The organism is Streptomyces sp. NPDC000983 (assembly GCF_040299205.1).
Classification (GTDB): Bacteria; Actinomycetota; Actinomycetes; order Streptomycetales; family Streptomycetaceae; genus Streptomyces.
In genome coordinates this window covers 57,565-81,280 of record NZ_JBEPBM010000034.1, presented here as the reverse complement: position 1 = coordinate 81,280, position 23,716 = coordinate 57,565, and the positions used below count along the sequence as shown (strand labels likewise).

Here is a 23,716-nt window from a genome sequence, read left to right as displayed (position 1 = left end):
CTTGCGGACCGGACGCGGCTCGATCCCCTTGGGCCGGTTGGCGCCGGAGTTCACGGCCTGGAGGTCGAAGAAGAACGCCTGGATCATGTTCTTCGAGGTCTGTCCCGCGGCCAGTTCGACGAAGTAGCGCGCCTCGATGACCTGCGCGGTCTCGAAGTCGACCTGGGAGCCCTCGACCGCCGCCGCGAGGATGTTGCGCGGCGCCGGGTAGGGGGCGCCGCCGGTCTGCTTGCGCAGGTTGGCGGGGAAGGCGGGGAGGTTGGCGGCGAACCGGGGGTTGGCGGGGGTGCCGCCGGGGATGCGGTAGCCGGGCCGGTCCCAGGGCTGCTGGGACTCGGGGTTGGCCTCGATGAAGGCCCGCGCCTTGGCGAGCATCTCCTCGTGGGTGGTGGCCACGTCGTCGACGAGGCCGTTGTCCAGGGCGCGCCGCGGGCTGTACTGGGTGCCCTGGAGGAGGACCTTGAGCAGGGCGTCGGTGATGCCGAGCATGCGGACGGTGCGGACGACGCCGCCTCCGCCGGGGAGGAGTCCGAGGGTGACCTCGGGGCAGCCGATCTTGGAGCCGGGCGCGTCGAGGGCGACGCGGTGATGGCAGGCGAGGGCGATCTCGTAGCCGCCGCCGAGCGCGGCGCCGTTCAGGGCGGCGACGACGGGCTTGCCGAGGGTCTCGATCCGGCGCAGGTTCCGCTTGATCGCCAGGCCGCCGTCGAAGAGCTGCTGGGCGGTGTCGGGGGTGACCCGGATGAGGTCGCGCAGGTCGCCGCCGGCGAAGAAGGTCTTCTTGGCGGAGGTGATGATGACACCGCGGACGGTGTCCTTCTCGGCCTCCAGCCGGTCGGTGACGGCCGCGAGGGAGTCGCGGAACGCCTGGTTCATCGTGTTGGCCGACTGGCCGGGGTCGTCGAGGACGAGGGTGACGACGCCGGTGCGGTCCTGTTCCCAGCGGATGGTCGTGGTCATGAGGGATCTCCGTAGAAGTCGGTGTGTCCGCCGGGTCGGTCAGATGCGTTCGACGATGGTGGCGATGCCCATGCCGCCGCCGACGCAGAGGGTGGCGAGGCCGTAGCGCTTGTCCTGGCGCTCCAGTTCGTCGACGAGGGTGCCCAGGATCATCGCGCCGGTCGCGCCGAGGGGGTGGCCCAGCGCGATGGCGCCGCCGTTGACGTTGACCTTGTCCAGCGACAGGCCCATGTCCGCGACGAAACGCAGGACGACCGCCGCGAACGCCTCGTTGATCTCGACCAGGTCGATGTCGTCGATGGTCAGCCCGGCCTTGGCGAGCGCCTTGCGGGCGGCGGGCGCGGGCCCGGTGAGCATGATCGTCGGCTCGGAACCGGAGACGGCCGCGGAGACGATCCGCGCGCGGGGGGTGAGCCCGTTGCGCTCCCCGGCCTCCTTCGAGCCGATCGCGACCAGCGCGGCGCCGTCGACGATGCCGGAGGAGTTGCCCGCGTGGTGGACGTGGTCGATCCTCTCGACCCAGTGGTACTTCTGCAGCGCCACCGCGTCGAACCCGCCCAGCTCACCGATGTCCGCGAAGGACGGCTTCAGCTTCGCCAGCGAGTCCGCGGTCGTCCCCGGACGCATGTACTCGTCGTGGTCGAGGACCACCAGACCACTGCGGTCGCGGACCGGGACCACCGACCTCTCGAACCGGCCGCCCTTCCACGCCTCGGCCGCGCGCTCCTGGGAGAGTTCCGCGTACTCGTCGACGTCGCGCCGGGAGAATCCCCCGATCGTGGCGATCAGGTCGGCGCCGATGCCCTGCGGCACGAAGTTGACCGAGAGGTTGGTCATCGGGTCGTTGAACCAGGCGCCGCCGTCGGAGGCCATCGGCACCCGGGACATGGACTCCACGCCGCCGGCGAGGACGAGGTCCTCCCAGCCCGAACGGACCTTCATCGCGGCCATGTTGACCGCCTCCAGGCCGGAGGCACAGAAGCGGTTCTCCTGCACGCCGGCGACGGTGTCGGGAAGTCCAGCGGCGATGGCGGCGATCCGGGCGATGTCGGAGCCCTGGTCGCCGACCGGACCGACGACACCGAGCACGATGTCGTCGATCTCGGCGGGATCCAGTCCGGGGAAGCGGTCGCGGAGTTCGTGGATGAGTCCGACGACCAGGTCGATGGGCTTGGTGCCGTGCAGGGCGCCGTTCGCCTTGCCGCGGCCGCGCGGGGTGCGGATCGCGTCGTACACGTACGCTTCGGTGCTCACAGGGAAGCCTTTCGGTGAGGGTCAGCCCAGCAGGGAACGGCCGATGATCTCCTTCATGATCTCGGTCGTCCCGCCGTAGATGGTCTGGATGCGGCCGTCGGTGAAGGCCTTGGCGATCGGGTACTCGGTCATGTAGCCGTAGCCGCCGTGCAGTTGGAGACAGCGGTCGGCGACGCGCTTTTGCAGTTCGGTCGCCCACCACTTGGCCATGGAGGCGTCGACGGCGTCGAGTCCGCCGTCCGCGTGCTCCTCGATGCAGCGGTCGAGGAAGGCGCGGGTGACCGCGCACTCGGTGGCCATCTCCGCGATCTCGAACCGGATGTGCTGCTTGGTGGCCAACGGCCGCCCGAACGCCTCGCGTTCCTTGACGTACCCGCTGGTGATCTCCAGCAGGTGCTCGGCGCCCGCGATGGCGGCGACCGCGATGCTCAGCCGCTCCTGGGCGAGGTTCGTCATCAGGTGGACGAACGCGCCGTTCGGCTCGCCCAGGAGGTTCTCCTTGGGCACGCGCACGTCGTTGAAGAACAACTCGGCCGTGTCCTGCGCCTTCTGGCCGATCTTGTCGAGGTTGCGGCCGCGCTCGAAGCCCTCCGCACCGCGCTCCACGACCAGCAGGGACAGTCCGTGCGCGCCGCCCTCCGGGGTGGTCCTGGCCACCACGATCACCAGGTCGGCGAGGATGCCGTTGGAGATGAAGGTCTTGGCGCCGTTGAGCAGCCAGTGGTCGCCGCGGTCCTCGGCCCGGGTCCTGATGCCCTGGAGGTCGCTGCCCGCGCCGGGTTCGGTCATGGCGATGGCGGTGATCAGCGAACCGTCGCAGAAACCGGGCAGCCAGCGGCGCTTCTGCTCCTCGGTGGCGAGCGAGGTCAGATACGGGCCGATGATGTCGTTGTGCAGCCCGAGGGCGAGCCCGGGGGTGCCCGCGCGGGTGAACTCCTCGGCCATGACGGCGCTGTGGCGGAAGTCGCGGTTTCCGCCGCCCCCGTACTCCTCGTCGACGGCCAGGCCGAGCAGGCCCTGCCGGCCCGCGGCGAGCCACACGTCCCGGGAGACGATGCCGTCCTTCTCCCACTGCCCGTAGTGGGGCAGCACCTCCTTGGCGAGGAAGTCGCGCACGGTCTCGCGGAAGGCGTCGTGCTCGTCGGAGTAGATCCGGCGCTTCATTCGAGGCCCTTCGTCAGGTCGGGTACGTCCCAGTCGCGCGCCACGTCCGCGGTGTCGGCGCCCGGCCGCGCGGGGCCGGTGCGGACGGCGGTGGGCGTGGCGGAGAAGCGGGGCGCGGGGGCGGGCTGGGTGATGCCGTCGTGGTCGGTGAAGGTGCCCCGGGCGGCCAGATGCGGGTGTCCGGGCGCCTCGCGGAGGGTGAGGACGGGGGCCACACAGGCGTCGGAGCCCTCGAAGACGGCCGTCCACTCCTCCCGCGTACGGGACCTGAACCGGGCGGTGACCGCCTCGCGCAGCTCGCCCCAGCGGGCGAAGTCCCGGCGGGTGCCGGTGTGACCCTCGATGCCGAGCAGGGTCAGGAACTCCTCGTAGAACTGCGGCTCCAGGGCGCCGACGGCCATGTACCCGCCGTCGGCGGTCTCGTAGGTGCCGTAGTAGGGGCAGCCTCCGTCGAGGAGGTTGGCGCCGCGGTGGTCCTGCCAGCCGCCGGCGGCGAGCATGCCGTGGATCATCGCGGAGAGGTGGGCGGTGCCGTCGACGATGGCCGCGTCGACGGTCTGGCCGATGCCGGTCGCGCGGGCGTGGTGCAGGGCGGCGAGGACGCCGACGACGAGGTAGAGGGAGCCGCCCGCGTAGTCGCCGAGGAGGTTGGCGGGGGCGGGCGGGGGCCGGTCGGGGGCGCCGATCATGCCGAGGGCGCCGGTGACGGCGATGTAGCCGATGTCGTGGCCGGCGCGCGGGGCGAGCGGGCCGTCCTGGCCCCAGCCGGTCATCCGGCCGTAAACCAGGCGCGGGTTGCGGGCCCGGCAGTCCTCGGGACCCACGCCAAGGCGTTCGGCGACGCCGGGGCGGTAGCCCTCGATGAGGACGTCGGCGCGGGCGGCGAGGTCGAGGACCCGGGCGGGGCCGTCGGCCGCCTTCAGGTCGATGATCACCGAGCGCTTGTTGCGGTTGGTGACGTCGAACGCGGGGTCGATCGCGAGTCCGGGGCCGCCGGGGCGGTCCACGCGGACGACGTCGGCACCGAGGTCGGCGAGGAGCATCGCGGCGAACGGGCCGGGCCCGATGCCGGCCAGCTCCACGACGCGTACGCCGGTGAGCGGGCCCTGTGCTGGCGTCTTTGCCATCCGGTCCCCAGAGTAGGTGTGACACTACCGATGTAACACCAGGGATGTTAGGAAGTTGTCCGACCGAGCACAAGACCTCGGCGAGCAAGCGCTTAGTCGACCTTACCGGAGGCGTGCCGCCGCGTCCCGGGGCGCGGCACGGGCCGTCACTCCCCGTCGAGTGCGGCCGGCAGCCGCTTCGGCGCGATCGTGCGGTAGCTCTCCTCCACCCAGTCGCACAGCAGCTCGGCGACCGGGGCGCCCTTCGGCTCCGGCGGCACGCCGACCCAGCCGGACCCGCCCCGCCCGTAGCCGGCGGGTTCGGCGCCGGGGCAGGTCAGCGCGTGGGCGTGGGCGGCCTCGTCCCTGAGCTTGACGGTGACGCCGAGCGGATGGCTGCCGTCGTCGACGCCGAGGAACAGGAACACCTTCTTGTCGACCGTCGCGACGGTCTCTCTCCCCCACGGGAACTCCTCGGCCGCGCCGGGCATGCCCAGGGCGAACCGGCGTACTTTCTCCCACTTCTTCAGGGCCTTGCGGTCCACGGCCGTCCGCCGCCTCCCAGGCTGGTGGCGGGGCTCCGCACGGCTCACGCTAGCCTCGGCCACCGACAACGGCGCGTGGTGCGGGACCGAGAGGTGTCATGAGCAGGATGAGCAAGACGGACCGTCCCTACGACATCGTGCTCTTCGGGGCCACCGGCTTCGCCGGCGCGCTCACCGCGGAGTACCTCGCGGCGCACGCGCCCGACGGGCTGCGCTGGGCCGTCGCCGGCCGCGACGGGGCCAAACTGGAGCGGCTGCGCGAGAGACTGCCCGACGGCGAGGGCGTCGGCGTGCTGCGCGCCGACGTCGCCGATCCCGGCTCGCTGCGCGAACTCGCCCGGCGGGCACGGGTGGTCGCCACCACGGTGGGCCCCTACGTGCTGCACGGCGAGGAACTCGTGGCCGCGTGCGCGGACAACGGCACCGACTATCTCGACATCAGCGGTGAGCCGGAGTTCGTGGACCTGATGTACGTCCGGCACGACGCCCGCGCGCGGGAGACCGGCGCCCGGCTGGTGCACGCGGCGGGCTTCGACTCCGTGCCGCACGACCTGGGCGCCTACTTCACCGTCCAGCACCTGCCCGAGGGCGTGCCGCTCACCGTGGACGGGTTCGTCACCGCGGACGCCATGTTCTCCGGCGGCACCTTCGCCTCCGCGCTCGGCCAGTTCGCTCGCGGACCGCGGATGATCGCCGCCGCCCGGGACCGGGCCCGGCACGAGCCCCGGCTGGTGGGCCGCCGGGCGCTGGCGCCGACGGGAGCACCCCGGTTCGCCGGGGAGGTCGGCGCGTGGGCGCTGCCGCTGCCGACGATCGACCCGCAGATCGTGCGCCGGTCCGCCAAGGCACTGGACCGCTACGGTCCCGACTTCCGCTACCGGCACTACGCGGCCGTACGGCACCTGCCCGTCGCGGTGGCCGGTGTCCTCGGCACGGGCGCGCTCTTCACCGCCGCCCAACTGCCGCCCGCCCGCCGCTGGCTGTCGGACCGGCTCAGGCCCGGGGACGGGCCGAGCGCCGAGAAGCGCGCGAAGAGCTGGTTCTCGGTGCGGTTCGTCGGACAGGGCGGCGGCCGGCGGGTCTACACCGAGGTCTCGGGCGGCGACCCGGGCTACGACGAGACGGCGAAGATGCTCGCCGAGGCCGCGCTGAGCCTGGCCTTCGACGAACTCCCGCCGACCGCCGGGCAGGTCACCACGGCGGCGGCCATGGGCGACGCGCTGATCACCCGACTGCGCCGCGCGGGCATCGTGTTCCGGGTGGCGGCGGAGCGGTAGGCCCAGGGCCGGGGAACGGTAGGCCCCCAAAGCCGGGGAACGGTAGGCCCCGGAACCGCGGAGCCGTAGCCCTGGGGCCGCGGGCGGGAGGGTGACGACAGGCCCTACAGGGGCCACTGGGCGACGGTCCACACCATCCCGCAGATCCAGCCGAGCCCGGCGAGCACGCCGAGGATCAGCGCGACGGTCACGGCCCGCTCGACGGGGCGGTCGGGGTCGGCGAGGGGCTTCGGGGCTCGATGCGAGGTCATGCCCCGAGCCTCCCGTCCGGACGGGACGGGCACATCCGTACGGGTACTCAGACGGCGTACTCAGACGGCGTGCTCGGCCGCCGTGCTTGGCCGCCGTGCTTGGCCGCCGTGCTCGGCCGCCGTGCTCGGCCGGCCGGCTCAGACGCCGCACTCGTTCGGCGCGCTCGGCCAGCGTGCTCAGTCGGCGTGCTCGGCCGGTCGGCTCAGACGCCGCACTCGTTCGCCGCACTCGTTCGCCGCACTCGTTCGCCGCACTCGTTCGGCGCGCCCGGCCGGCGCGCCCGGCCGGCGTGCTCGGCCGGCGTGCTCGGCCGGCGTGCTCGGCCGGCGTGCTCGGCCGGCGTGCTCAGTCGGTGTGCCCGGCCGGCGTGCTCAGTCGGTGTGCTCCGGCCAGTCGCCCAGTGCGGCTCGCAGGCGTTGGCGCAGGGCCGGGTCGCCCGACTCCGTCGCGATGCGGACCGCGAGCGGCCCGATGTCCCAGCCCGCGTGGTAGTCGAAGAAGGGCGGTGTGCCCGCCGCGTTGTGGGCGAGCTTCGCCACCAACTCAGCGAGCCGGAACACCGCGTAATCCCCGGCGTCGTATCGGGCCCCCCGAACCCGCCCGAAGACCTCGTGACCCTGGCTCCAGCGGTCGCGGTCGGCCGCCAGGGCGAGCGCTTCGTCGATCTCCGGTATCCGGGGCCGGTCCTCGACGGCCGCCGCGAGCACCTGCCCGGCCCAGGCCACCTGTGCGCGCCGGGCCTCGAAGAGGGTGCGGCCCCACGACCGGTGCGGGTTGTTGCGCGCGAGCGCGGCGAGTTCCTCGGGCGGGGCGGCGGCCTCGCGGAGGGCTCGGCGGCACAGGTTGTCCGCGGTGCGGGTGGTCTGCGGCAGGCGGTAGGCCGGGGTCAGGGCGAGGGTGTGGGCGCAGGCGTTGTCGAGCGTGACGCGGTGGCCGACGGAGACGAAGACCGGCCTGACGTCCGCGCGGGTGCGCAGGGCGCGGCCGACCTCCTCGGTGCCGGCGAGCAGCGGCGACCAGGATCCGCGCGCCGCACCCGGCGCGTCGTGGGAGAAGGTGAACGGGTTCTTGGCCACGCCGATCGTGGGCAGCCCGGTGAGGACGCCCAAGTGGCTGGCGAGGCCGAAGCGGCGGGGGTGGGCGAGTCCGTAGCCGTCGCAGACCACCGTGCCGGGGTCGCAGGGGAGGGATTCGAGGGCGGCGAGCACGGTGGGGATCTCGCGGAAGGCGAGCAGCCCCGGCACGTAGGGGAAGGAGATCCGGCCGACGGCGGTCGCCTCCGCGACGACGTCCAGGGTGGCCGCGTCCAGGACGACCGCCGCGGCGGCCACGACGTCCAGTTCGTCGTCGTAGGCCACGTCGACCCCGGTCACATGTCCGGTGCCGGGCGGCGGTCCCGGCTCGTCCAGTACCACCCGGCCGCGCAGTCCGTCCTGGACGGCGCGGGCCTCTTCCTCGGTCGCGGGCCAGCCCGCGGGGATGCGTACGGTCGTCATGATGCGCACGAGCGTACGGGCCGGGCCGCCACGACGGCCCGGCCGCTCCCGTGTCACCGCTCCAGGCGGGCCACCCGCCCCTTCTCCCCCGCCGCCCAGCAGCCGCGGTCGGGGGTGCAGTCCACGGTGTCGTACGAGCCGGTGTCCACGGTCCGCCAGGTGCGGCCGCCGTCGGTGGTGAGGTCGGTGCCGGTGGGGCCGACGGCCAGGGCGGCGGTGCGGCTGTGCGGGAGCCAGGCGACGCCGGAGCGGTAGGCGGCGACCGGGGTCGTGGCCTGACGCCAGGTGGCGCCGACGTCGCCGGTGCGGGCCGCCGCGCTCGGGGAGCTCTGGTCGGGGCGGTAGTCGCCGCCGACGGCGAGGCCGTGCGCGCGGTCGCGGAAGGCGAGCGCGAAGACTCCGCGGGCCGGGTCCGCGGCCGGGATCGTGCTGTCGGCGGCGGTCCAGGTGCGGCCGCGGTCCGCGGAGTGCAGGACCCGCGCGCGTGCGGCCCCGCCGGTGGCCAGCCAGACGTCCCGGGACCCGGCGGTCACCAGGCACTGGCCACTGGCCGCGAACCCGGCCTCGCCGTCCAGCGCGGCGGGCATCCCGGCGTCGGGCAGGACCGTCCAGGAGCGGCCGCCGTCGGCGGTCGACAGGATGCGGAACCTGCCGTCCACCGGGTCGCTCATGGCGAGCCCGTTCCGGTGGTCGAAGAAGGCCACGCAGTCGTAGAAGGCGCGCGCGTCGGTGTTGCGGAAGCTCTCCGTCCAGGTCGCTCCGCCGTCCTCGGTGCGGTAGATCCGGGACGCCTCGCCCTCGCCGATGGCGAGCACCACGGCCCGGCGCGCGTCGAACGCCTCCACGTCCCGGAACTGCAGCTCGCCCGCGCCCGGCGGGGAGACGTTCCGCCAGCTCGCGCCGCCGTCCGTGGTGCGCAGGACCGTGCCGGCGGTCCCGGCCACCCACGCGGTGTCCCGGTCGACGGCGGCCAGTCCGCGGAACCGCACCGTGGGGCTCGCGGTGTCCTTCGGCTCCCAGTGCGCGGGCTTGTGCGCCGGCGTGGGAGCGGCGGTCGGCGCGGGCTCGTGCGCCCGCGCCGGGGCGGCCGTCAGCGCGGCCAGCGCCGCCGCGCAGACCACCCCCGCGGCCGTCGTGCGAAACCTGCGTCCCCTGCGTCGCGTGTTCCCCAAGGCCCTCATGGCGGGCGAAGCTAGTCCACGTCCCGGACGCCGTCCAGACCGCCTCACCGGCCCCGGCCGCCGCTGAGGAAACAGTGGGTGATGCTCGCCCCTCGGGTGCATGAAATGCGGTGACCGAGGTCACTCGCCTCCGGAATGCACGGAACGGTCAGTTCCGGCGTCTTCCGAAGTGCCGTCCGCGTCCGCGCGGGTCCGTCCGTCCAGTCGTCGCAGAGGAGCAAGACGTTGTCCCACGTCATCGAGCAGCCCGTAGAGGCCCGTCTCGTCGCCGCCGCGCCGCGGATGGCGACCATTCCGGCCACCCTGCACTACGAACGCCACGACCCGTTCGCCGTGCGCATGACCTTCCCGGCGCCGGCCACGCTGGAGGGCGTGGACGTCTGCTGGACCTTCAGCCGCGAACTCCTCACCGCCGGCCTCGACGAGCAGGTCGGCCACGGCGACGTGCGGGTGCGGCCCTACGGCTTCGACCGCACCGTGCTGGAGTTCCACGCACCCGAGGGCACGGCCGTCGTCCATGTCCGCACCGGTGAGGTGCGCCGGTTCCTGGCGGCCACGGCAGACCTGGTGCCGGTCGGTATGGAGCACCTCCAGCTCGACCTGGACCACGATCTGGCGGTACTGATGCGGGACGCCTGCTGAAGCCCGGGCGCCGCCCGCCCTTTATTCCGTTGACAGCCCTCCCGGCCCCTTCCTAACGTGTACAGCGGTTCTGTTGCCGTCGATCGGAGAAGGACGTTGCTCGTCTGAGGTCCTGAGACACCGCGTCACACCCTGTGAGGTGTGTGCGCAGCGTGCGACCTCGGCGTTCGAGCCGTCCTTTCGGCGCAGGGCCTTTTCTCATGCCCGCCGAGCCCCGACGTGGTCGCGAGTGTCTCGATACGCGCTTGCCCTTGATCACTTCGAGCAGCCGCGGAGACCCGCATGTCAAGTTCCATCACCTGTACTTCCCTCGCCTTCGCCTGGCCCGACGGCACGCCCGTCTTCGAGGGGCTCGACACCGCCTTCGGCCCCGGCCGCACCGGGCTCGTCGGAGTGAACGGGTCGGGAAAGTCGACCCTGTTGAAGATCGTCGCCGGTGAACTCGCCCCCGCCGACGGCACCGTGCGCGTGGCCGGCGAGGTGGGTTACCTCCCACAGAACGTCACGCTCGACACCGCGCTCCGCGTCGACGAGGCGCTCGGGATCGCCGCCCGGCGGGCCGCCCTGCACGCCATCGAGTCCGGCGACGTGGCGGAGGAGCACTTCGAGACCGTCGGCGACGACTGGGACGTGGAGGAACGGGCCCTCGCCACCCTCGGCGAACTCGGCCTCGGCCACATCCAGTTGGACCGCACCGTCGGGGAGGTCTCGGGCGGGGAGTCGGTGCTGCTGCGGCTCGCCGCGCTGCTGCTGCGCCGGCCGGACGTCCTGCTGCTGGACGAACCGACCAACAACCTCGACCTGTACGCGCGCCGCCGGCTGTACGCGGCGGTCTCCTCCTGGACCGGGGTCCTGGTCGTGGTCAGCCACGACCGTGAACTCCTCGACCTGGTCGACCAGATCGCGGATCTGCGGTCCGGGGAGATCACCTGGTACGGCGGCAACTTCTCGGCCTACGAGGAGGTGCTGGAGACCGAGCAGGAAGCGGCCGAACGGATGGTGCGGGTCGCCGAGGCCGACCTGAAGAAGCAGAAGCGCGAACTGACCGACGCCCAGGTCAAGTTGGCCCGCCGCAAGCGGTACGGGCAGAAGATGTACGAGCAGAAGCGCGAGCCGAAGATCATCATGGGGGCGCGCAAGCGGGCGGCGCAGGAGTCCGCGGGCAAGCACCGGATCATGCACGAGGAACGGCTCGCCGAGGCCAGGGAACGGCTCGACGAGGCGGTGGAGGCCGTACGGGACGACGACGAGATCCGCGTCGACCTGCCCTTCACGGCCGTACCCCCGGGCCGGCAGGTCCTCACCCTCCAGGACCTGGAACTGGCGTACGGCGCGAAGGTGGCCGGCGGGCTCGACCTGCGCGGGCCGGAGCGGATCGCGCTGGTCGGGCGCAACGGCGCGGGCAAGACCACGCTGCTGCGCACGATCGCCGGGGAGCTGACTCCGGTGTCGGGCGAGGCGACGGCGCACGTGCCGATGCGGTTCCTGCCGCAGCGGCTCGATGTGCTGGACGGTGAGCGGACCGTCGCCGAGAACGTGGCCCGGTTCGCGCCGGGCGCCACCAACAACCGGATCCGGGCGCGGCTGGCCCGCTTCCTGTTCCGGGGCGCCCGGGCCGACCAGAAGGCGGCGACGCTCTCCGGCGGCGAACGCTTCCGGGCGGCGCTGGCGGCGCTGATGCTGGCCGAGCCGGCACCGCAGCTGCTGATGCTGGACGAGCCGACGAACAACCTCGACATGGCGAGCGTCCGGCAGCTCACCACGGCGCTGGAGTCGTACGAGGGCGCGCTGGTGGTGGCCAGCCACGACCTGCCGTTCCTCCAGTCGCTCGGCATCACCCGCTGGCTGCTCCTGGACGGAGAACTCCGGGAGACGACGGCGGAGGAGGTCGCCGGTCCGGCGTAGTCGCCGGGGACGCCGGTGCCAGGAGCGCCCAGACAGCCCGTCCGGCGTTTGAGGACGAGGCCCCTTCGGGGCCGAAGGGGGGGCCGGGGGCACCGCCCCCGGGGTCGGGACGGGAAGGGGCGGCGGGGGCGGTGCCGGGCGGAGCCCCGGGGCCGGCGCCCGTACGCAGGCACCGGCTGCCGGAGCGCCGGGCGCGGGCGCGGTCCTAGGTTGCCGAAACGCCGAGGCGCCGAAGCGCCCGAGCGCCGGTCCGGCCGTCGGCCCCGGCGCCCGCTCCCCCGCCCGACCTGCGGATCTTCACCGGACCCACCCGGCGGCCCCGCAGTACGCCGGGGTCCTTCACAGGGCGCGTCTCAGGTGGGGCACAGCCCGGTTACGGGGGTTTTGCCGGGGCGGGCCCGGACTGCATGATGACGGACCGGCGTCGCATCACGGGCGCCGGAACCTGTCGCCGATTCGGAGATTCCCGTGCCCAGCAAGAAGGCCCTCGTCCGCCGCCCCGGCCCGCTCCTCGCAGAGGGGCTGGTGACGCACATCGAGCGGGAGAAGGTCGACGTCGACCTCGCGACGGAGCAGTGGGAGGCGTACACCGAGGTGCTGCGCGCCCACGGCTGGGAGACCGTCGAGGTGGACCCGGCCGACGACTGCCCGGACTCCGTGTTCGTCGAGGACACGGTCGTCATGTACAAGAACGTCGCGCTGATCACCCGCCCCGGCGCCGAGGCCCGCCGCCCCGAGACCGCGGGCGTCGAGGAGGCCGTCGCGGCGCTCGGCTGCTCGGTGAACTGGATCTGGGAGCCGGGCACCCTGGACGGCGGCGACGTGCTGAAGGTCGGCGACACGATCTACGTCGGCCGCGGCGGGCGCACCAACGCGGCCGGGGTGCAGCAGGTGCGGGCCGCCTTCGAACCGCTCGGCGCCCGAGTGGTGGCCGTACCGGTCAGCAAGGTGCTGCACCTGAAGTCCGCGGTGACGGCGCTGCCCGACGGCACGGTGATCGGCCACATCCCGAAGGTCGACCGGCCCGCCCTGTTCCCGCGCTTCCTGTCGGTGCCCGAGGAGGCGGGCGGCCATGTCGTCCTGCTCGGCGGCCACAAGCTGATGATCTCGGCGAGCGCACCGAAGACGGCGGAGCTGCTCGCCGACCTCGGCCACGAGCCGGTCGTCGTCGAGATCGGCGAGTTCGAGAAGCTGGAGGGATGTGTGACATGCCTCTCGGTGCGGATGCGCGATCTGTACGCCTGAACGGGTGATCCATTCACTCCAACAGCCCCGGGACCGGCATGTCCCGGGGCTGTCGCGCAGGCTCGGGAAGGCCCTGGGAAACACGGCTGATCAGCAATCTTTACGGCGTTCTTAACCTACGGCTTCGTAACCTACGGATTCGTAGCCTACGATCCCGTAGGTTCCCCCGACCGCTCGCCGGTCCGCCTCCGCTCGTGTTACGTCCCCTGGAGTCCCCGTGACGATCACTTCCCCGCACCTCGGCAGCCCGTCCGCGGCCTGGACCGACGCCAAGCTGCTCTACGCGCTGGAGGAAGTGGTCGAGACCGAACTCAACCGGCACCTGAAGGTCGCCAAGGACTGGATGCCGCACGAGTACGTGCCGTGGGCCGACGGCCGCAACTTCCCCGGCTTCTTCGAGGACGGCGAGGCCTGGGACAAGGAGCAGTCCAAGGTCACCGAGATCGGCCGGATCGCGCTGGTGGTGAACCTGCTCACCGAGGACAACCTCCCCAGCTACCACCACGAGATCGCCAGCCTGTTCGGCCGGGACGGCGCCTGGGGCACCTGGGTGCACCGCTGGACCGCGGAAGAGGGCCGGCACGGCATCGTGATGCGCGACTACCTGCTGACCTCGCGCGCGGTGGACCCGGACAAGCTGGAGCAGTTCCGCATGGCCCACATGAGCGAGGGCTTCGAGTCGGACAACCGGCACTCGATGCTCCACTCGGTGGCCTACGTGGCCTTCCAGGAGCTCGCCACCCGCATCTCGCACCGCAACACCGGCCACCAGTCCGGGGACCCGGTCTGCGACCGCATGCTGGCCCGTATCGCGGCCGACGAGAACCTGCACATGATCTTCTACCGGAACCTGCTGAAGTCCGCGTTCGAGATCGCCCCCGACCTGACCATGCAGGCGGTGCGGGACGTGGTCGTCAACTTCCGGATGCCCGGTCACGGCATGCCCGGCTTCGAGCGGTTCGCCGCGCAGATGGCGATCGGCGAGGTCTACAACATGCGCATCCACCACGACGACGTGCTCCAGCCCGTACTCCGCTTCCTGAAGATCATGGAGATCGACGGCCTCGGCCCCGAGGGGCAGCAGGCGCAGGACGAACTCGGCCTGTTCATGGGCGGCCTGGACGCCGAGGCGAGCAAGTTCGACGAGAAGCTGGCGGCGCGCAAGGCGCGGATGGCGGCGCGCGCCGCGGGCTGACGCCCGCCGCTCCATTTCCCGTTGGGCGAAGACGCGGGCCTGCGGCATCATGCAGGCCATGCGCGAGAACAGCAGTTCGGAACAGGCGGTCGGATTCCTGCTCAGCCTGGTCGACGAGCGGACCGCCGAGCGGGTGAGGTCCCGTACCGGGCTGCCCGCGCCCGACGGTGCCGAGGCACATCTGCGGCGGCTCCAGCGCCCCTGGACCTGGGGCCGCCCGCTGCCGGTATCGGTGGCGCTGTGGATCCTGGAGAACGACGACCCGGCGCTCAACACGGCGGTCTGCCGCCATCTGACCACGGAACCCGGTCTGTACCGGGCCGTGTTGCGCGGTGTCCCGTTCGGCCCCGGCCGTACCGAACGCGTCCCGGTGGACCCCCCGCTGTCCGGTGAGGAGCCGGAGATACCCGAGAGCTACGCGCGCCTCGGGCTCGTCGGCTGCCTGCGCGCGGTCACCTCGATGGGCGCGGGCCGCACCGCCGCCTCGATGGTCCTCACCGCCGAGGACTGGCGGACGGTCGGCGAGGCGGACGCCGAACAGCCGCTGCCGGGGTACGCGCGCTGGGCGTTGTCGGTGCGCCCGGACTGCCCGCCCGCGGTGCGCGCCGGCTTCGGCTCGCACGCCAAGTTCACCCACCGGCTGCGCAAGGCGGGCGTGCTGGAGGGACCGGCCGCGTACGCGCTGTCGTACGACCCGGCCGTGAACGTGCTGGAGACGCTGGCGATGGGGCCCGTGCTGTTCCCCCGCCGGGTCCGCGAGGCCGAGGACGCGCTGCGGCCGCTGGTCCAGGAGCATCTGGGCGGGCGCGAGGAGGCGTGGGCGGTGCTGGCGCAGCTGATGGCCACGTTCCACGGGACGGCGCCGGAACTGGTGATGACCGCGGGCGCGATCGCCTGACGCGAGGGGTGGCGAGGGGGACGGGGCGGCCGGATTCGAACCGGCGTGTTCTGGTTTTGGAGACCGGTGCGCCTGCCTCTGCGCTACGGCCCCGTCCTTGGACCGGATCGTAATGCCTTGGCCCGTTGTCAGTGGGTCCTGGTACCAATGATCCACGGGGAGAACGGCACGGGGGGCGACACATGGCTTACGGGGACGACGGGGAGCGGGGGCGGCGCGTCCCCGTGGTCGAACTCGCGGACCGGCGGGCGCTGGAGCGGTACCGCCCGGCCGATCCCGGGGTGGTGGAGGAGGCGCGGCGGCTGAAGGAGGCCGCGCTGCTGGACTTCGGACTCACCGAGTCGTCCGTGGCGTCCTGGCTGTACGCCAAGTGCCGGCACCAGATCCCGACGACGGCGGTGGACACGGCGGCCGTGGTCGCCTCCGGGGACGGCTCGTGCCTGCTGCTGTACAACCCCGGTTTCTTCGTCGGACTGGGCCTGGACGGCGTGAAGTTCGTGCTCTTCCACGAGGCCCGGCACCTGGTGCACCGGCATCTGTTCGCGGACCCCGAACTGCGCGCGGACCCGGTCTTCGAGCTGGCCACCGAGGTGTCCGTCAACCATGTGGCGCTGGTCCGGCTGGACCGCCGGGAGCTGCCCCTGCTGGACGGCCGGCCCACGGGCGTCGACCCGCGCGAGGTGTACGAGCGCTACCGCGCCGACCTCACGGCGCACGGTCTGGAGCCGCTGCCGTACGAGGAGTTCGTGCGGACGGACATGCGGATCCACGGCGAGCTGAAGCGGATGCACCGCCCGCCGGTGCCCGAGCGGCAGCTCTGCGTGCACCTCGCGGACGGGGTCCCCGCCGACCAGGAGACCGTGGACCTGATCGCCTCCTCCGCGCTGCTCAACTCCCTGCTGGCGGCGCGGCGCGGACACGCGGGCGCGGAGGCGGAACTGCTGGACCTGATGGGCCGCACCGAGGACGGCAACGCCCGCGCCTCCCGTATCTGGGGCAACCTGGGCGCGGGCCTGCTGCGCGGCGAGACCTCGCGCACCCGCACCGTCGAGTGGTGGCAGCGCTGGCTGGTCGACGTACTGGCCTCCCGGCTGCGCGAGGGCGAGCGGCTGGTCTACCCGAAGAAGCGCGGGGCGCTCCTGGCCGCCCTCGGCCAGGACCCGATGCTCTCGCGCCGCGGCCCGGTCCGCGACAAGGTTCTGGTCATCGCCTACGACACCTCCGGCTCGATGCCCCAGCATGTGATCACCTGGCTCACCGGACTCGTCGGCCGGATCGACGGCGTGCGGGCGCACTGGCTGTCCTTCGACGCGGTGGTGATGCCCTTCGTCCCGGGCGAACGGGTCTACGGCGGTGGCGGCACCAGCTTCCAGGTGGTCGCGGACTACGTGGAGGGCCGTACGGAGGTGAACGGCGCGCGCTTCGAGGAGACCCCGGACGCCGTCGTGATGCTCACCGACGGGTACGCGCCGCCGATCACGCCCGCCGAGCCGGAGAACTGGATCTGGCTGATCACCGAGGGCGGCGACGAGTGGCCCGAGCGACACACACCCGCGATGGACTGCCATCGCGTCACCACGGGATCGCGGTAGATGAACGAGAAGACGACCGAGCCGCCCCTCTCCCGCCTGGAGTCCTTCATCGACGCGATGATCGACCTGCGGCAGACCGGGCAGATCTTCGGCGAGCACGGCATCGGCAAGACGGCGACGTTCTTCGCGCACCTCGCCCGGGCCCACCCGGACACCGCGCTGGTGTACGTCCCGGCGGCGAACCTGACGCCGGACGACCTGCTCGTCAACGCGCCGGTGCGCGATCCGCGCACCGGTGAACTGGTGCTGCGCCAGCTGGTGATGAGCCAGCTGAAGCCGGGCCGGCCGTTCGTGCTGCTGATCGACGACTCGCTCCAGGCGGGCGACACGATCCAGTCGCAGCTGATGCAGGTGGCCTGCGACTGGACGCTGGGCGAGCACGACCTGCGCGCGCTCGGCTGCGTGGGCGTCTTCCTCACCGACAACGAGTCGCTCGCCGAGACCTCGGCCCGGCGCAGCGACCTGGCGCTGCTGGACCGCATGGTGACGATGCGGATCGGCGCCAACGACACGTCCTGGCGCCGGCATCTGGCGGGCAAGTACCGCCCGTGGGACCTGCGTCCGGTGTTCGCCCTGTGGGCGTCCCTGCCGTCCGCGCTGCGCGAACTGCTGTCCCCGCGCACCCTGGACCATGTCCTGGCCAACGCGCGCGAGGGCTTCCCGCTGCGCTGGGGACTGCCCCTGGTCGACGGCGAGCGGCTGCGCCTGGCGGAGCCGGCACCCGACGGCAGGCCGGGACAGAACCGCACCGCCGAGATCCTGGACGGCATCGCCAGGGCGCTGGGCGTGCCCAATCCCTCGACGGTCCCCGACCCGGTGCGCCAGGTGGTGCGGGCGGCGCTGCGCAACCGCTGGCAGGTGCTGCTCCAGGGCCCTCCGGGGTGCGGGAAGACGGAGCTGGTGCGCCAGACGCTGCGCGAGGGGCTCGGCCGTGAGCCGCTGTACTTCTCGCTGCCGGTGACCAACGTCGAGGACCTGTGCGCGCCGATCCCGTCGGCCGACGGCACCCTGGACAACCTGCTCGCCGTCCCGTTCACCGGGCCCGAGCCCAAGGCGATCGTGTGGGACGAGTACAACCGGCCCAAGGACAAGGCCGCGTTCGCCAAGCTGATGGAGGTCACCCAGGAGTGGTCGCTGGCCGGACGCCCGATCGAGAACCTGCGCGCGCAGATAGCCGTCCAGAACCCGCCCTACCACCTGGGCCGCAAGCTTCTCGTGGCACGCAACAACATCGCCCAGGCGACCCGGTTCACCGCCTCGCTCCAGGTGGAGCCGGAGGACATCCCGGCCAACGAGTGGCTGCTCGCGCACTACGGCGCGGACGCCGAGACGGTGCTGGAGTGGTGGAAGCACGACATCGACGACGAGGGCCGGGCCTGGATCACCAAGCGCACCCTGGAGCGGCTGATCAAGCTGCACCGGCGGGGGCTGCCGCTGGAGATGGCGACGGTCTACCTCGGTGACGGCGAGTACGCGCCGGTGCCGCTCACCGCGCTGATCGACCGGTTCCGGGGCCGTCCGGTGACGGGTCTGCGCGAGCTGGCCCGGGACGTGCACGCCTGGGAGGCCCGGCTGCGCCGTGCGGCCGAGGCAGGCGACGAGGGCGCCGACGACAGCGACGTGGTCCATCAGATCCTCGCCAACGCGGAGTTGTCCCAGTTGAAGAGGCACCGCGCGGCGGTGGTCCGCCTGGTGCCGCTGCTCCCGCCGAAGCTGCGGGCGACCTACCTGGTGGGGGCCTCCCGCCAGCAACAGCGTTTCTGGACAGAGGTGTTCATGGGGATACGGAGGTAGCGCGGGCCGCGTCAGGCCCGCGGGTCCTGCGGGCCCGGCCGGGCGGTGCGGTGCACGCTGCGGACCGCCGTCACGTCCGCCGGGACGGCCGGCGGCGGGATGTGGGCGCTGAGCGCGTCCAGCCGGCGCTTGATGCTCGCCGCGACGCCCTGGCCGAGGACGAACCGGGTGGCGTTCGCGGCGCGCGGGGCGGTGTCCAGCAGGCGGTGCGCCTCGCGGCTGCGCAGACCGGTGTGGCTGAGGACGAGGTGTGCCAGCCGGTGTTCCGTCGACGCGAGGACGTCGGCGACGGTTTCGGCGGCCGTCAGGTCGAGGTGGTTGTCGCGTGCCCCGAGGACCGCCGCCGCCCGTACCCGGCCGAGGTCCAGCAGGGTCACCCCGGCCGCGGCGGCCGCCGTCACCAGCCGGGCCGCGGCCCGGGGTCCGATGCCGTTGCTGGCCACGGAGAGCCGGGCGAGCCGCCCGTACGGGGCCCGCTCCAGCCCGGCGGCCAGCCGCTCGGCGCCGGCGTCCCCCAACCGGGCGGCGGAGACGTACAGTTCGTCGACCGCGCCCGCGGCGACCACGGTGGCCAGCGCCTGCGCGCCCGCCTCCCCCAACGGGTTGCCGCCGGCGAAGAGCCGCTCGATCCGGCGCCCCCGGCCGGCGGCCGAGAGCAGCGCCCCGGCGAGCGCGGTGGCCCCGTCGGCGTCGAGGCCGGTCTGGACGAGGTCGAGGGTGCGCAGGGAGCGGGCGGAGTCGATGAGGTCGGCGGCGGCCCGCCCGCCCGCGCCGCCGAGCGGGTTGCGCTTGAGCCACACCCCGGTGACGGCCTGCGGGGAGGCGCGCAGCTGGTCGGCGATCCGGCAGGCGCCGCCGGCGGTGATGCCGTTGCAGCCGAGGTACAGCGTCTCCACCCCGGTGGCGGTCCCGGCGACGGCGGCGGCCCCGTCGTCCCCGAGCGCGTCCGTGCCCAGCAGCAGATGCCGTACCGGAGAGGGGCCCCGGCCGAGGGCCTCGGCGACCAGCTCCGCGCCCTCCGCGCCGAGCCCCTGCTTGCACAGGTCGAGCCGGCCGTCGGGCAGCGCGGTCCCGGCGGCGAAGTCGACGCGCTCCTCGACGGCCCGGCCGGAGCGCAGCCAGGTCAGCAGCGGCGCCAGGTCGACGAGGGGCCTGGGGAGGACGTGCGGCACCCCGGCGAAGCCCGGCTCCCGCGGGTCGTCCGGCTCGTTCACCACTGCGCCTCCCGGTAGTCCTTCAGGAACACCCCGGACACCGGGTCGCCCGCCTCGCCCCGCACGATCGGGTCGTAGACGCGGGCCGCGCCGTCCACGATGTCCAGCGGGGTGCGGAAGCCCGCGCCGGTCATGCGGGCCTTCTTCGGTGCCGGGTTCTCGTCGGTGATCCAGCCGGTGTCCACGGCGCACATGTGGACGCCCTGGTCGGCGAGTTCGGCCGCGCTGGTGCGGGTGAGCATGTTGAGGGCGGCCTTGGCCATGTTGGTGTGCGGATGACCGGGCATCTTGTTGCGGACGGCGAACCGGCCCTCCACCGCGGTCACGTTGACGACGTACCGGCGCGGACGCGGGGAGGCGAGCAGCAGCGGCAGCAGCCGGTCGCAGAGCAGCGCCGGGGCCAGCGCGTTGACCAGCTGGGTCTCCAGGACCTCCGCCGGGTCGAGCGCGCCGAGCCGGGCCGACCAGGAGTTCTCCGGCGAGGGGTCGGGCAGCAGTCCCGCCTCGTCGGCCTCGCGCAGGGCCGCGGGCAGGGCGGCGGCTCCGCTGCCGAGCGTCCGCATCGGGGCGAAGCCGGGTGCCTGCCGGGCCCCTTCGGGCAGCGCGTCGTACTCGCCGGCGGTGAGCAGGGCGTACGACTCGGGCGGGCGGCGGACCGTCTGCGCCGCGTTGTTGACGAGGATGTCCAACGGCTCGCCCTCGGCGCGCAGTTCCTCGCACAGGCCGAGCACCTGGCGCGGGTCGCGCAGGTCGACGGCGAGGACGGTGAGCCGGTCGAGCCACTGCTCGCTGCCGGGGGCGGCCCGGTAGCGGCGCACGGTGTCGTGCGGGAACCGGCTGGTCACCAGCAGTTCGGCGCCGTCCCGCAGCATCATCAGGCCCAGCTGGAAGCCGATCTTGACGCGGCCGCCGGTGAGCAGCGCGCGGCGGCCGGTGAGGTCGGTGCCCAGGGCGCGGCGGGAGCGGTTGTCGGCGGCGCAGTCGGGACACAGCCGGTGGTAGAAGGCATCGACCTGTCGATAAGGGGACTTGCAGACGTAGCAGCCGCGCGGCTTGTGGAAGACGCCCGAGGTGCCGGGGTCGGCCAGGGGGGCGTCCTCGCGGCGCTCCAGCGCGCCGGTCGCGGTGGCGGCCATGACGGCCGCGTCGGCGGCGGAGGTCTCCGCGCCGCGGGTCTTGCGGCGCCGCAGCCGTCCGTCGCGGGCGAAGGAGGCCGCGACCTGTTCGGCACGCAGCCGCACCGGGTCGTCGACGGGCAGCGCCCGCAGCCTGCCGACCGTACGGTGGAAGGCGGCCAGCTCCTCCTCGTCGATGCCGTCGCCCATGTCCTCGCCCCGTGTGCCGTGTCCGTGGTGGCCCCGGCCGGATTCGAACCGGCGTATCCGCCCTGACAAGGCGGCGAGTCTGCCTCTGCTCTACAGGGCCCCCGACGCGGTCCCGGGGATCGGATTCGAACCGACGTGATCCGCCTGAGCAAGGCGGTGCGCCTGCCTCTGCGCTACGCCCGGGGTGCGCCCCCGGATCCTATCCGCACTCCGGCCGACGGGTCGCACGCATTTGCGATCACGTGGGCGGGCGGCGGACGCCGGAGGCTCAGTTCGCCGCGCGCCGCAGGGCCAGGCGTTCCTTCTCCGACAGTCCGCCCCAGACGCCGAACCGTTCGTCGTTGTCGAGGGCGTACTCCAGGCAGGCGGAGCGGATCGGGCACAGGCCGCAGATCCGCTTGGCCTCGCGCACGGAGCTGCCCGGCTCGGGGAAGAAGAAGTCCGCCCCGGTCTGCGCGCACAACGCCTCCTGCTGCCAGGCGAGGTCGGGCATGGTGACTGTGTCGATGAACATGGCCTGAAGCGTGCCGGGCGGCGAAAAACGTTCGATCAACGCCGGATCAACGCCGGGTGCGCGGGCACCGGATCGCCGCACGATGATGCCTCCGCACCCCGCACGAAAGCACGGCGGCGCGCGGCGTGTCGGCGGCGGTCGCGGGCCGCGCGCTCCAGGTCGTGCGGGCGCGGTGGCTCGGGCGGGAGCGGCGCGGGGCGCCGCCGTTCTCCGACGGCACGGACGGGAGGGGTGCGCCCCCGGCAGCCCTGCCCGGAGGGTCCCGTCAGCTCTCCGGCGGCAGGAACCTGATCACGGCGAAGCGCGCCCCGTAGGGGTCGTCCAGCTTGGCCATCCGGCCGACGCCCTCGATGTCGGTGCCGGGCATCCGCACCTCGCCGCCCAGCTCCCCGGCCCGCCCGACGGCGGCGTCTACGTCCTCGACGGCGAAGTACGGCAGCCAGTACGGCTCGGTCTCGGTGCCCGAGGGGTCCTCGGCCAGGTCGACGAACCCGGCGAACATGGCGTCCTCGTCCGTACCCGCGGGGTGGACGCAGGTGTGGACGCCGCCGGGGAAGGAGACGCCCGAGGTCTCCCAGCCGAAGACGGCGGCGTAGAAGGCGGCGCCCCGGGCGACGTCCCGGGTGTACAGCTCGGTCCAGCACAGCGAGCCGGTCTCAGCGACCGCGTCCAGGCCGGTCAGGGCAGCCGGCTGCCAGACGCCGAAAGGCACGCCCGCGGCGTCGCCGAACATCGCCACCCGGCCCTTGTCCATGACGTCGTCGGGCGGCATCAGCACCGTGCCCCCGGCCCGCTCGACGCCCCGCGCCGTGGCGTCCGCGTCCTGGCTCCGGAAGAACAGGTGCCAGCCGGGCGGGCCCTGCTCGGGAGTGATCTGCATGCCCCCGGCGACGGTGCGGCCGTCGAGCTGGAAGAAGCCGTAGCCGCCGGACCCGGGTCCCGCCGACCGGAACTCCCAGCCGAACAGCGCGCGGTAGAAGGACGTGGCGCCGGCGATGTCGGACGTGCCGACGTCGGCCCAGTTGGGAGCACCGTTGACGAAGCGGGTGGTGAGCATCGTGCCCTCCTCCGAGAGGTCCCGTTGGCTGCTCTCCCGAGTCTTCCACCGCCCGTCGACGGCCGCCGTCGGGGCACGCCGCGCCCCCTGTCCGAAGGCGTGGTCGGGCCGGGATCAGTGCTGGTGGGCGGAGTGCTCGTGGGGCTCGTGGGGCTCGTGGCCCGGGATGGTCCCGTCCTTCCGCCGTACCAGGAACATGCCGACCATCCCCATGTCGGAGTGGCTCTGGACGTGGCAGTGGTACATCCACGCGCCCGCGCCGACCCCCTCCCCCGCGATCACCTGGAAGCCGAAGGAGTCCGCCGGGCCGACGATCTTGTTGTCGATGACCTGGCTGGGGTCGTCGGGCCCGGTGAGCATGCCGGTGCGGTTGTCGGCCCAGCGGTGACCGTGCATGTGGAAGGTGTGGTAGTACTCGCCGTGCGTGATCATCACGAACTCGACCCGGTCCCCCACGGTGGCCTCGAAGTCGGGCCCGGAGTGCGGCGCCTTGTTGTTGATCAGCATGTCGTTGAAGACGACGGTGTACGTCCGGTCCGGCAGGACGTCGCCGGCGCGGCGCACGATCACCGGGCCGTAGAGGCCCTTGCGGATGCCGACCGTCCCGTGTTCCGTCCCGACCACGTGGTCGTGGTAGTGCCAGTAGCCGGCGCTGCCCGCGCGCCAGGTGCCGTCCTTGCGGCGGCCGGGGGCGTGGGTGCGCCAGGTGTAGGTGCGGGTGCCGCCGGGCTCGACGTCGCTCTTGTTCATCCGGGTGCCGTCGCTGGAGATCTCGTAGTCCAGGCCGTGCACATGGAGGCTGGCCGCCACGTCCATGGTGTTCTCGAACTCGATGTGGAGGGTGTCGCCCTCGTTGAGTTCGATCAGCGGGCCCGGGATCGACGCCTTGCCCTTCTCCAGGCCGTAGCCCATCTGCCCGTCGGCGAGCTTCTCGGCGTACATCTTGATGTGTCTGACCTCGCCGCCTGCGGCGGCCGTCGCTGCCGCGCGGCTGTCGTCGGCCGCCTCCGGCGGCAGCGACAACGATGTCGTCAGGGCCGCGCCGCCCAGCAGTACCCGCCGGTTGAAGCCACGTCTGTCCATGCCGAACTCCCCTGCTC

The 23,716-nt window shown here is 73.0% G+C and carries 20 protein-coding genes, 3 tRNA genes and 1 pseudogene; 8 read left to right on the top strand and 16 right to left on the bottom strand.

The annotated features are described in order from the left end of the window. The 5 genes from ABT296_RS30095 to ABT296_RS30075 form a co-directional block, all read right to left on the bottom strand. A partial coding sequence (locus tag ABT296_RS30095) for an enoyl-CoA hydratase-related protein (RefSeq protein ID WP_351931823.1) occupies positions 1–960 on the bottom strand: 960 nt, incomplete at its 3' end. 39 nt (positions 961–999) lie between these two features. Then, positions 1,000–2,214: an acetyl-CoA C-acetyltransferase gene (locus ABT296_RS30090; RefSeq protein WP_351931822.1), complete on the bottom strand. Its 1,215-nt coding sequence runs from the start codon at positions 2,212–2,214 to the stop codon at positions 1,000–1,002. A gap of 21 nt (positions 2,215–2,235) precedes the next feature. Continuing rightward, on the bottom strand, positions 2,236–3,378 hold the full coding sequence (locus ABT296_RS30085; RefSeq protein ID WP_351931821.1) for an acyl-CoA dehydrogenase family protein: 1,143 nt from the start codon (positions 3,376–3,378) through the stop codon (positions 2,236–2,238). Continuing rightward, positions 3,375–4,505 (bottom strand): CaiB/BaiF CoA transferase family protein, encoded by a 1,131-nt coding sequence (locus tag ABT296_RS30080; protein WP_351931820.1) that lies wholly within the window; start codon positions 4,503–4,505, stop codon positions 3,375–3,377. The genes ABT296_RS30085 and ABT296_RS30080 overlap by 4 nt, the downstream gene beginning before the upstream one ends. 146 nt (positions 4,506–4,651) lie before the next feature. Next, positions 4,652–4,975, bottom strand: coding sequence for an MmcQ/YjbR family DNA-binding protein (locus ABT296_RS30075; RefSeq protein ID WP_351931828.1), 324 nt, complete (start codon positions 4,973–4,975; stop codon positions 4,652–4,654). A 152-nt stretch (positions 4,976–5,127) separates the two neighbouring features. On the opposite strand from ABT296_RS30075, the gene ABT296_RS30070 reads away from it, so the two are divergent. Further along, positions 5,128–6,306, top strand: coding sequence for a saccharopine dehydrogenase family protein (locus ABT296_RS30070; protein ID WP_351931819.1), 1,179 nt, complete (start codon positions 5,128–5,130; stop codon positions 6,304–6,306). A 104-nt stretch (positions 6,307–6,410) separates the two neighbouring features. On the opposite strand, the gene mmpA is transcribed toward ABT296_RS30070, so the two are convergent. The 3 genes and pseudogenes from mmpA to ABT296_RS30055 all read right to left on the bottom strand — a co-directional run bounded on the left by mmpA (position 6,411) and on the right by ABT296_RS30055 (position 9,235). Continuing rightward, positions 6,411–6,557, bottom strand: coding sequence for a morphogenic membrane protein MmpA (gene mmpA, locus ABT296_RS30065; protein ID WP_351931818.1), 147 nt, complete (start codon positions 6,555–6,557; stop codon positions 6,411–6,413). Positions 6,558–7,370: 813 nt separating this feature from the next. Beyond that, a pseudogene (locus ABT296_RS30060) lies at positions 7,371–8,054 on the bottom strand (endonuclease V); the annotation flags it as partial. A 53-nt stretch (positions 8,055–8,107) separates the two neighbouring features. Continuing rightward, complete coding sequence (locus ABT296_RS30055; RefSeq protein WP_502977356.1) at positions 8,108–9,235, bottom strand: WD40/YVTN/BNR-like repeat-containing protein; 1,128 nt, start codon at positions 9,233–9,235, stop codon at positions 8,108–8,110. A 225-nt stretch (positions 9,236–9,460) separates the two neighbouring features. Here ABT296_RS30055 and ssgD point away from each other — a divergent pair, with 225 nt between their 5' ends. The 5 genes from ssgD (at position 9,461) to ABT296_RS30030 (ending at position 15,120) form a co-directional block, all read left to right on the top strand. Continuing rightward, positions 9,461–9,877 carry a spore wall synthesis regulator SsgD gene (ssgD, locus tag ABT296_RS30050; RefSeq protein ID WP_351931816.1) on the top strand — a complete coding sequence of 139 codons (417 nt, stop codon included), beginning with the start codon at positions 9,461–9,463 and terminating at the stop codon, positions 9,875–9,877. 282 nt (positions 9,878–10,159) lie between these two features. Next, the gene (locus ABT296_RS30045) at positions 10,160–11,782 is read left to right on the top strand and encodes an ABC-F family ATP-binding cassette domain-containing protein (protein ID WP_351931815.1); all 1,623 of its coding nucleotides are present in this window, start codon (positions 10,160–10,162) and stop codon (positions 11,780–11,782) included. Positions 11,783–12,250: 468 nt separating this feature from the next. Next, a complete protein-coding gene (gene ddaH / locus ABT296_RS30040; protein WP_351931814.1) occupies positions 12,251–13,027 on the top strand; it encodes a dimethylargininase in 777 nt (258 codons plus the stop codon). A 217-nt stretch (positions 13,028–13,244) separates the two neighbouring features. Next, on the top strand, positions 13,245–14,222 hold the full coding sequence (locus ABT296_RS30035; protein WP_351931813.1) for an acyl-ACP desaturase: 978 nt from the start codon (positions 13,245–13,247) through the stop codon (positions 14,220–14,222). Positions 14,223–14,280: 58 nt separating this feature from the next. Then, entirely contained in the window at positions 14,281–15,120 is an 840-nt protein-coding gene (locus tag ABT296_RS30030) for a hypothetical protein (protein ID WP_351931812.1), read from the top strand. A gap of 20 nt (positions 15,121–15,140) precedes the next feature. Here the strand turns inward: ABT296_RS30030 and ABT296_RS30025 are convergent. Continuing rightward, positions 15,141–15,214 (bottom strand) — tRNA-Trp (locus tag ABT296_RS30025). An 88-nt stretch (positions 15,215–15,302) separates the two neighbouring features. Between ABT296_RS30025 and ABT296_RS30020 the strand changes: the two genes are divergently transcribed. Then, a complete protein-coding gene (locus tag ABT296_RS30020; protein ID WP_351931811.1) occupies positions 15,303–16,712 on the top strand; it encodes a vWA domain-containing protein in 1,410 nt (469 codons plus the stop codon). Then, a complete protein-coding gene (locus tag ABT296_RS30015; RefSeq protein ID WP_351931810.1) occupies positions 16,713–18,506 on the top strand; it encodes an AAA family ATPase in 1,794 nt (597 codons plus the stop codon). Positions 18,507–18,517: 11 nt separating this feature from the next. Here the strand turns inward: ABT296_RS30015 and ABT296_RS30010 are convergent, their stop codons facing one another. The 7 genes from ABT296_RS30010 to ABT296_RS29980 all read right to left on the bottom strand — a co-directional run bounded on the left by ABT296_RS30010 (position 18,518) and on the right by ABT296_RS29980 (position 23,699). Next, positions 18,518–19,720, bottom strand: coding sequence for a leucine-rich repeat domain-containing protein (locus ABT296_RS30010; protein WP_351931809.1), 1,203 nt, complete (start codon positions 19,718–19,720; stop codon positions 18,518–18,520). Beyond that, positions 19,717–21,045, bottom strand: coding sequence for an SDR family NAD(P)-dependent oxidoreductase (locus ABT296_RS30005; RefSeq protein WP_351931808.1), 1,329 nt, complete (start codon positions 21,043–21,045; stop codon positions 19,717–19,719). The genes ABT296_RS30010 and ABT296_RS30005 overlap by 4 nt, the downstream gene beginning before the upstream one ends. Before the next feature lie 25 nt (positions 21,046–21,070). Then, positions 21,071–21,145: transfer RNA gene (locus ABT296_RS30000), tRNA-Asp, on the bottom strand. 10 nt (positions 21,146–21,155) lie between these two features. Next, positions 21,156–21,229: transfer RNA gene (locus ABT296_RS29995), tRNA-Ser, on the bottom strand. An 84-nt stretch (positions 21,230–21,313) separates the two neighbouring features. Then, positions 21,314–21,559: a WhiB family transcriptional regulator gene (locus ABT296_RS29990; protein WP_351931807.1), complete on the bottom strand. Its 246-nt coding sequence runs from the start codon at positions 21,557–21,559 to the stop codon at positions 21,314–21,316. A gap of 265 nt (positions 21,560–21,824) precedes the next feature. After that, the gene (locus ABT296_RS29985; protein ID WP_351931806.1) at positions 21,825–22,616 is read right to left on the bottom strand and encodes a VOC family protein; all 792 of its coding nucleotides are present in this window, start codon (positions 22,614–22,616) and stop codon (positions 21,825–21,827) included. 114 nt (positions 22,617–22,730) lie between these two features. After that, entirely contained in the window at positions 22,731–23,699 is a 969-nt protein-coding gene (locus tag ABT296_RS29980; RefSeq protein WP_351931805.1) for a multicopper oxidase domain-containing protein, read from the bottom strand. Positions 23,700–23,716 lie beyond the last annotated feature (17 nt).

Coding starts and splice junctions, on each gene's coding strand:
- ABT296_RS30085 (WP_351931821.1), bottom strand. CDS start 3,378: ATGAAGCGCCGGATCTACTCCGACGAGCACGACGCCTTCCGCGAGACC.
- ABT296_RS30080 (WP_351931820.1), bottom strand. CDS start 4,505: ATGGCAAAGACGCCAGCACAGGGCCCGCTCACCGGCGTACGCGTCGTG.
- ABT296_RS30075 (WP_351931828.1), bottom strand. CDS start 4,975: ATGCCCGGCGCGGCCGAGGAGTTCCCGTGGGGGAGAGAGACCGTCGCG.
- ABT296_RS30070 (WP_351931819.1), top strand. CDS start 5,128: ATGAGCAGGATGAGCAAGACGGACCGTCCCTACGACATCGTGCTCTTC.
- mmpA (WP_351931818.1), bottom strand. CDS start 6,557: ATGACCTCGCATCGAGCCCCGAAGCCCCTCGCCGACCCCGACCGCCCC.
- ABT296_RS30055 (WP_502977356.1), bottom strand. CDS start 9,235: ATGAGGGCCTTGGGGAACACGCGACGCAGGGGACGCAGGTTTCGCACG.
- ABT296_RS30045 (WP_351931815.1), top strand. CDS start 10,160: ATGTCAAGTTCCATCACCTGTACTTCCCTCGCCTTCGCCTGGCCCGAC.
- ABT296_RS30030 (WP_351931812.1), top strand. CDS start 14,281: ATGCGCGAGAACAGCAGTTCGGAACAGGCGGTCGGATTCCTGCTCAGC.
- ABT296_RS30020 (WP_351931811.1), top strand. CDS start 15,303: ATGGCTTACGGGGACGACGGGGAGCGGGGGCGGCGCGTCCCCGTGGTC.
- ABT296_RS30015 (WP_351931810.1), top strand. CDS start 16,713: ATGAACGAGAAGACGACCGAGCCGCCCCTCTCCCGCCTGGAGTCCTTC.
- ABT296_RS30005 (WP_351931808.1), bottom strand. CDS start 21,045: ATGGGCGACGGCATCGACGAGGAGGAGCTGGCCGCCTTCCACCGTACG.
- ABT296_RS29990 (WP_351931807.1), bottom strand. CDS start 21,559: ATGTTCATCGACACAGTCACCATGCCCGACCTCGCCTGGCAGCAGGAG.
- ABT296_RS29985 (WP_351931806.1), bottom strand. CDS start 22,616: ATGCTCACCACCCGCTTCGTCAACGGTGCTCCCAACTGGGCCGACGTC.
- ABT296_RS29980 (WP_351931805.1), bottom strand. CDS start 23,699: ATGGACAGACGTGGCTTCAACCGGCGGGTACTGCTGGGCGGCGCGGCC.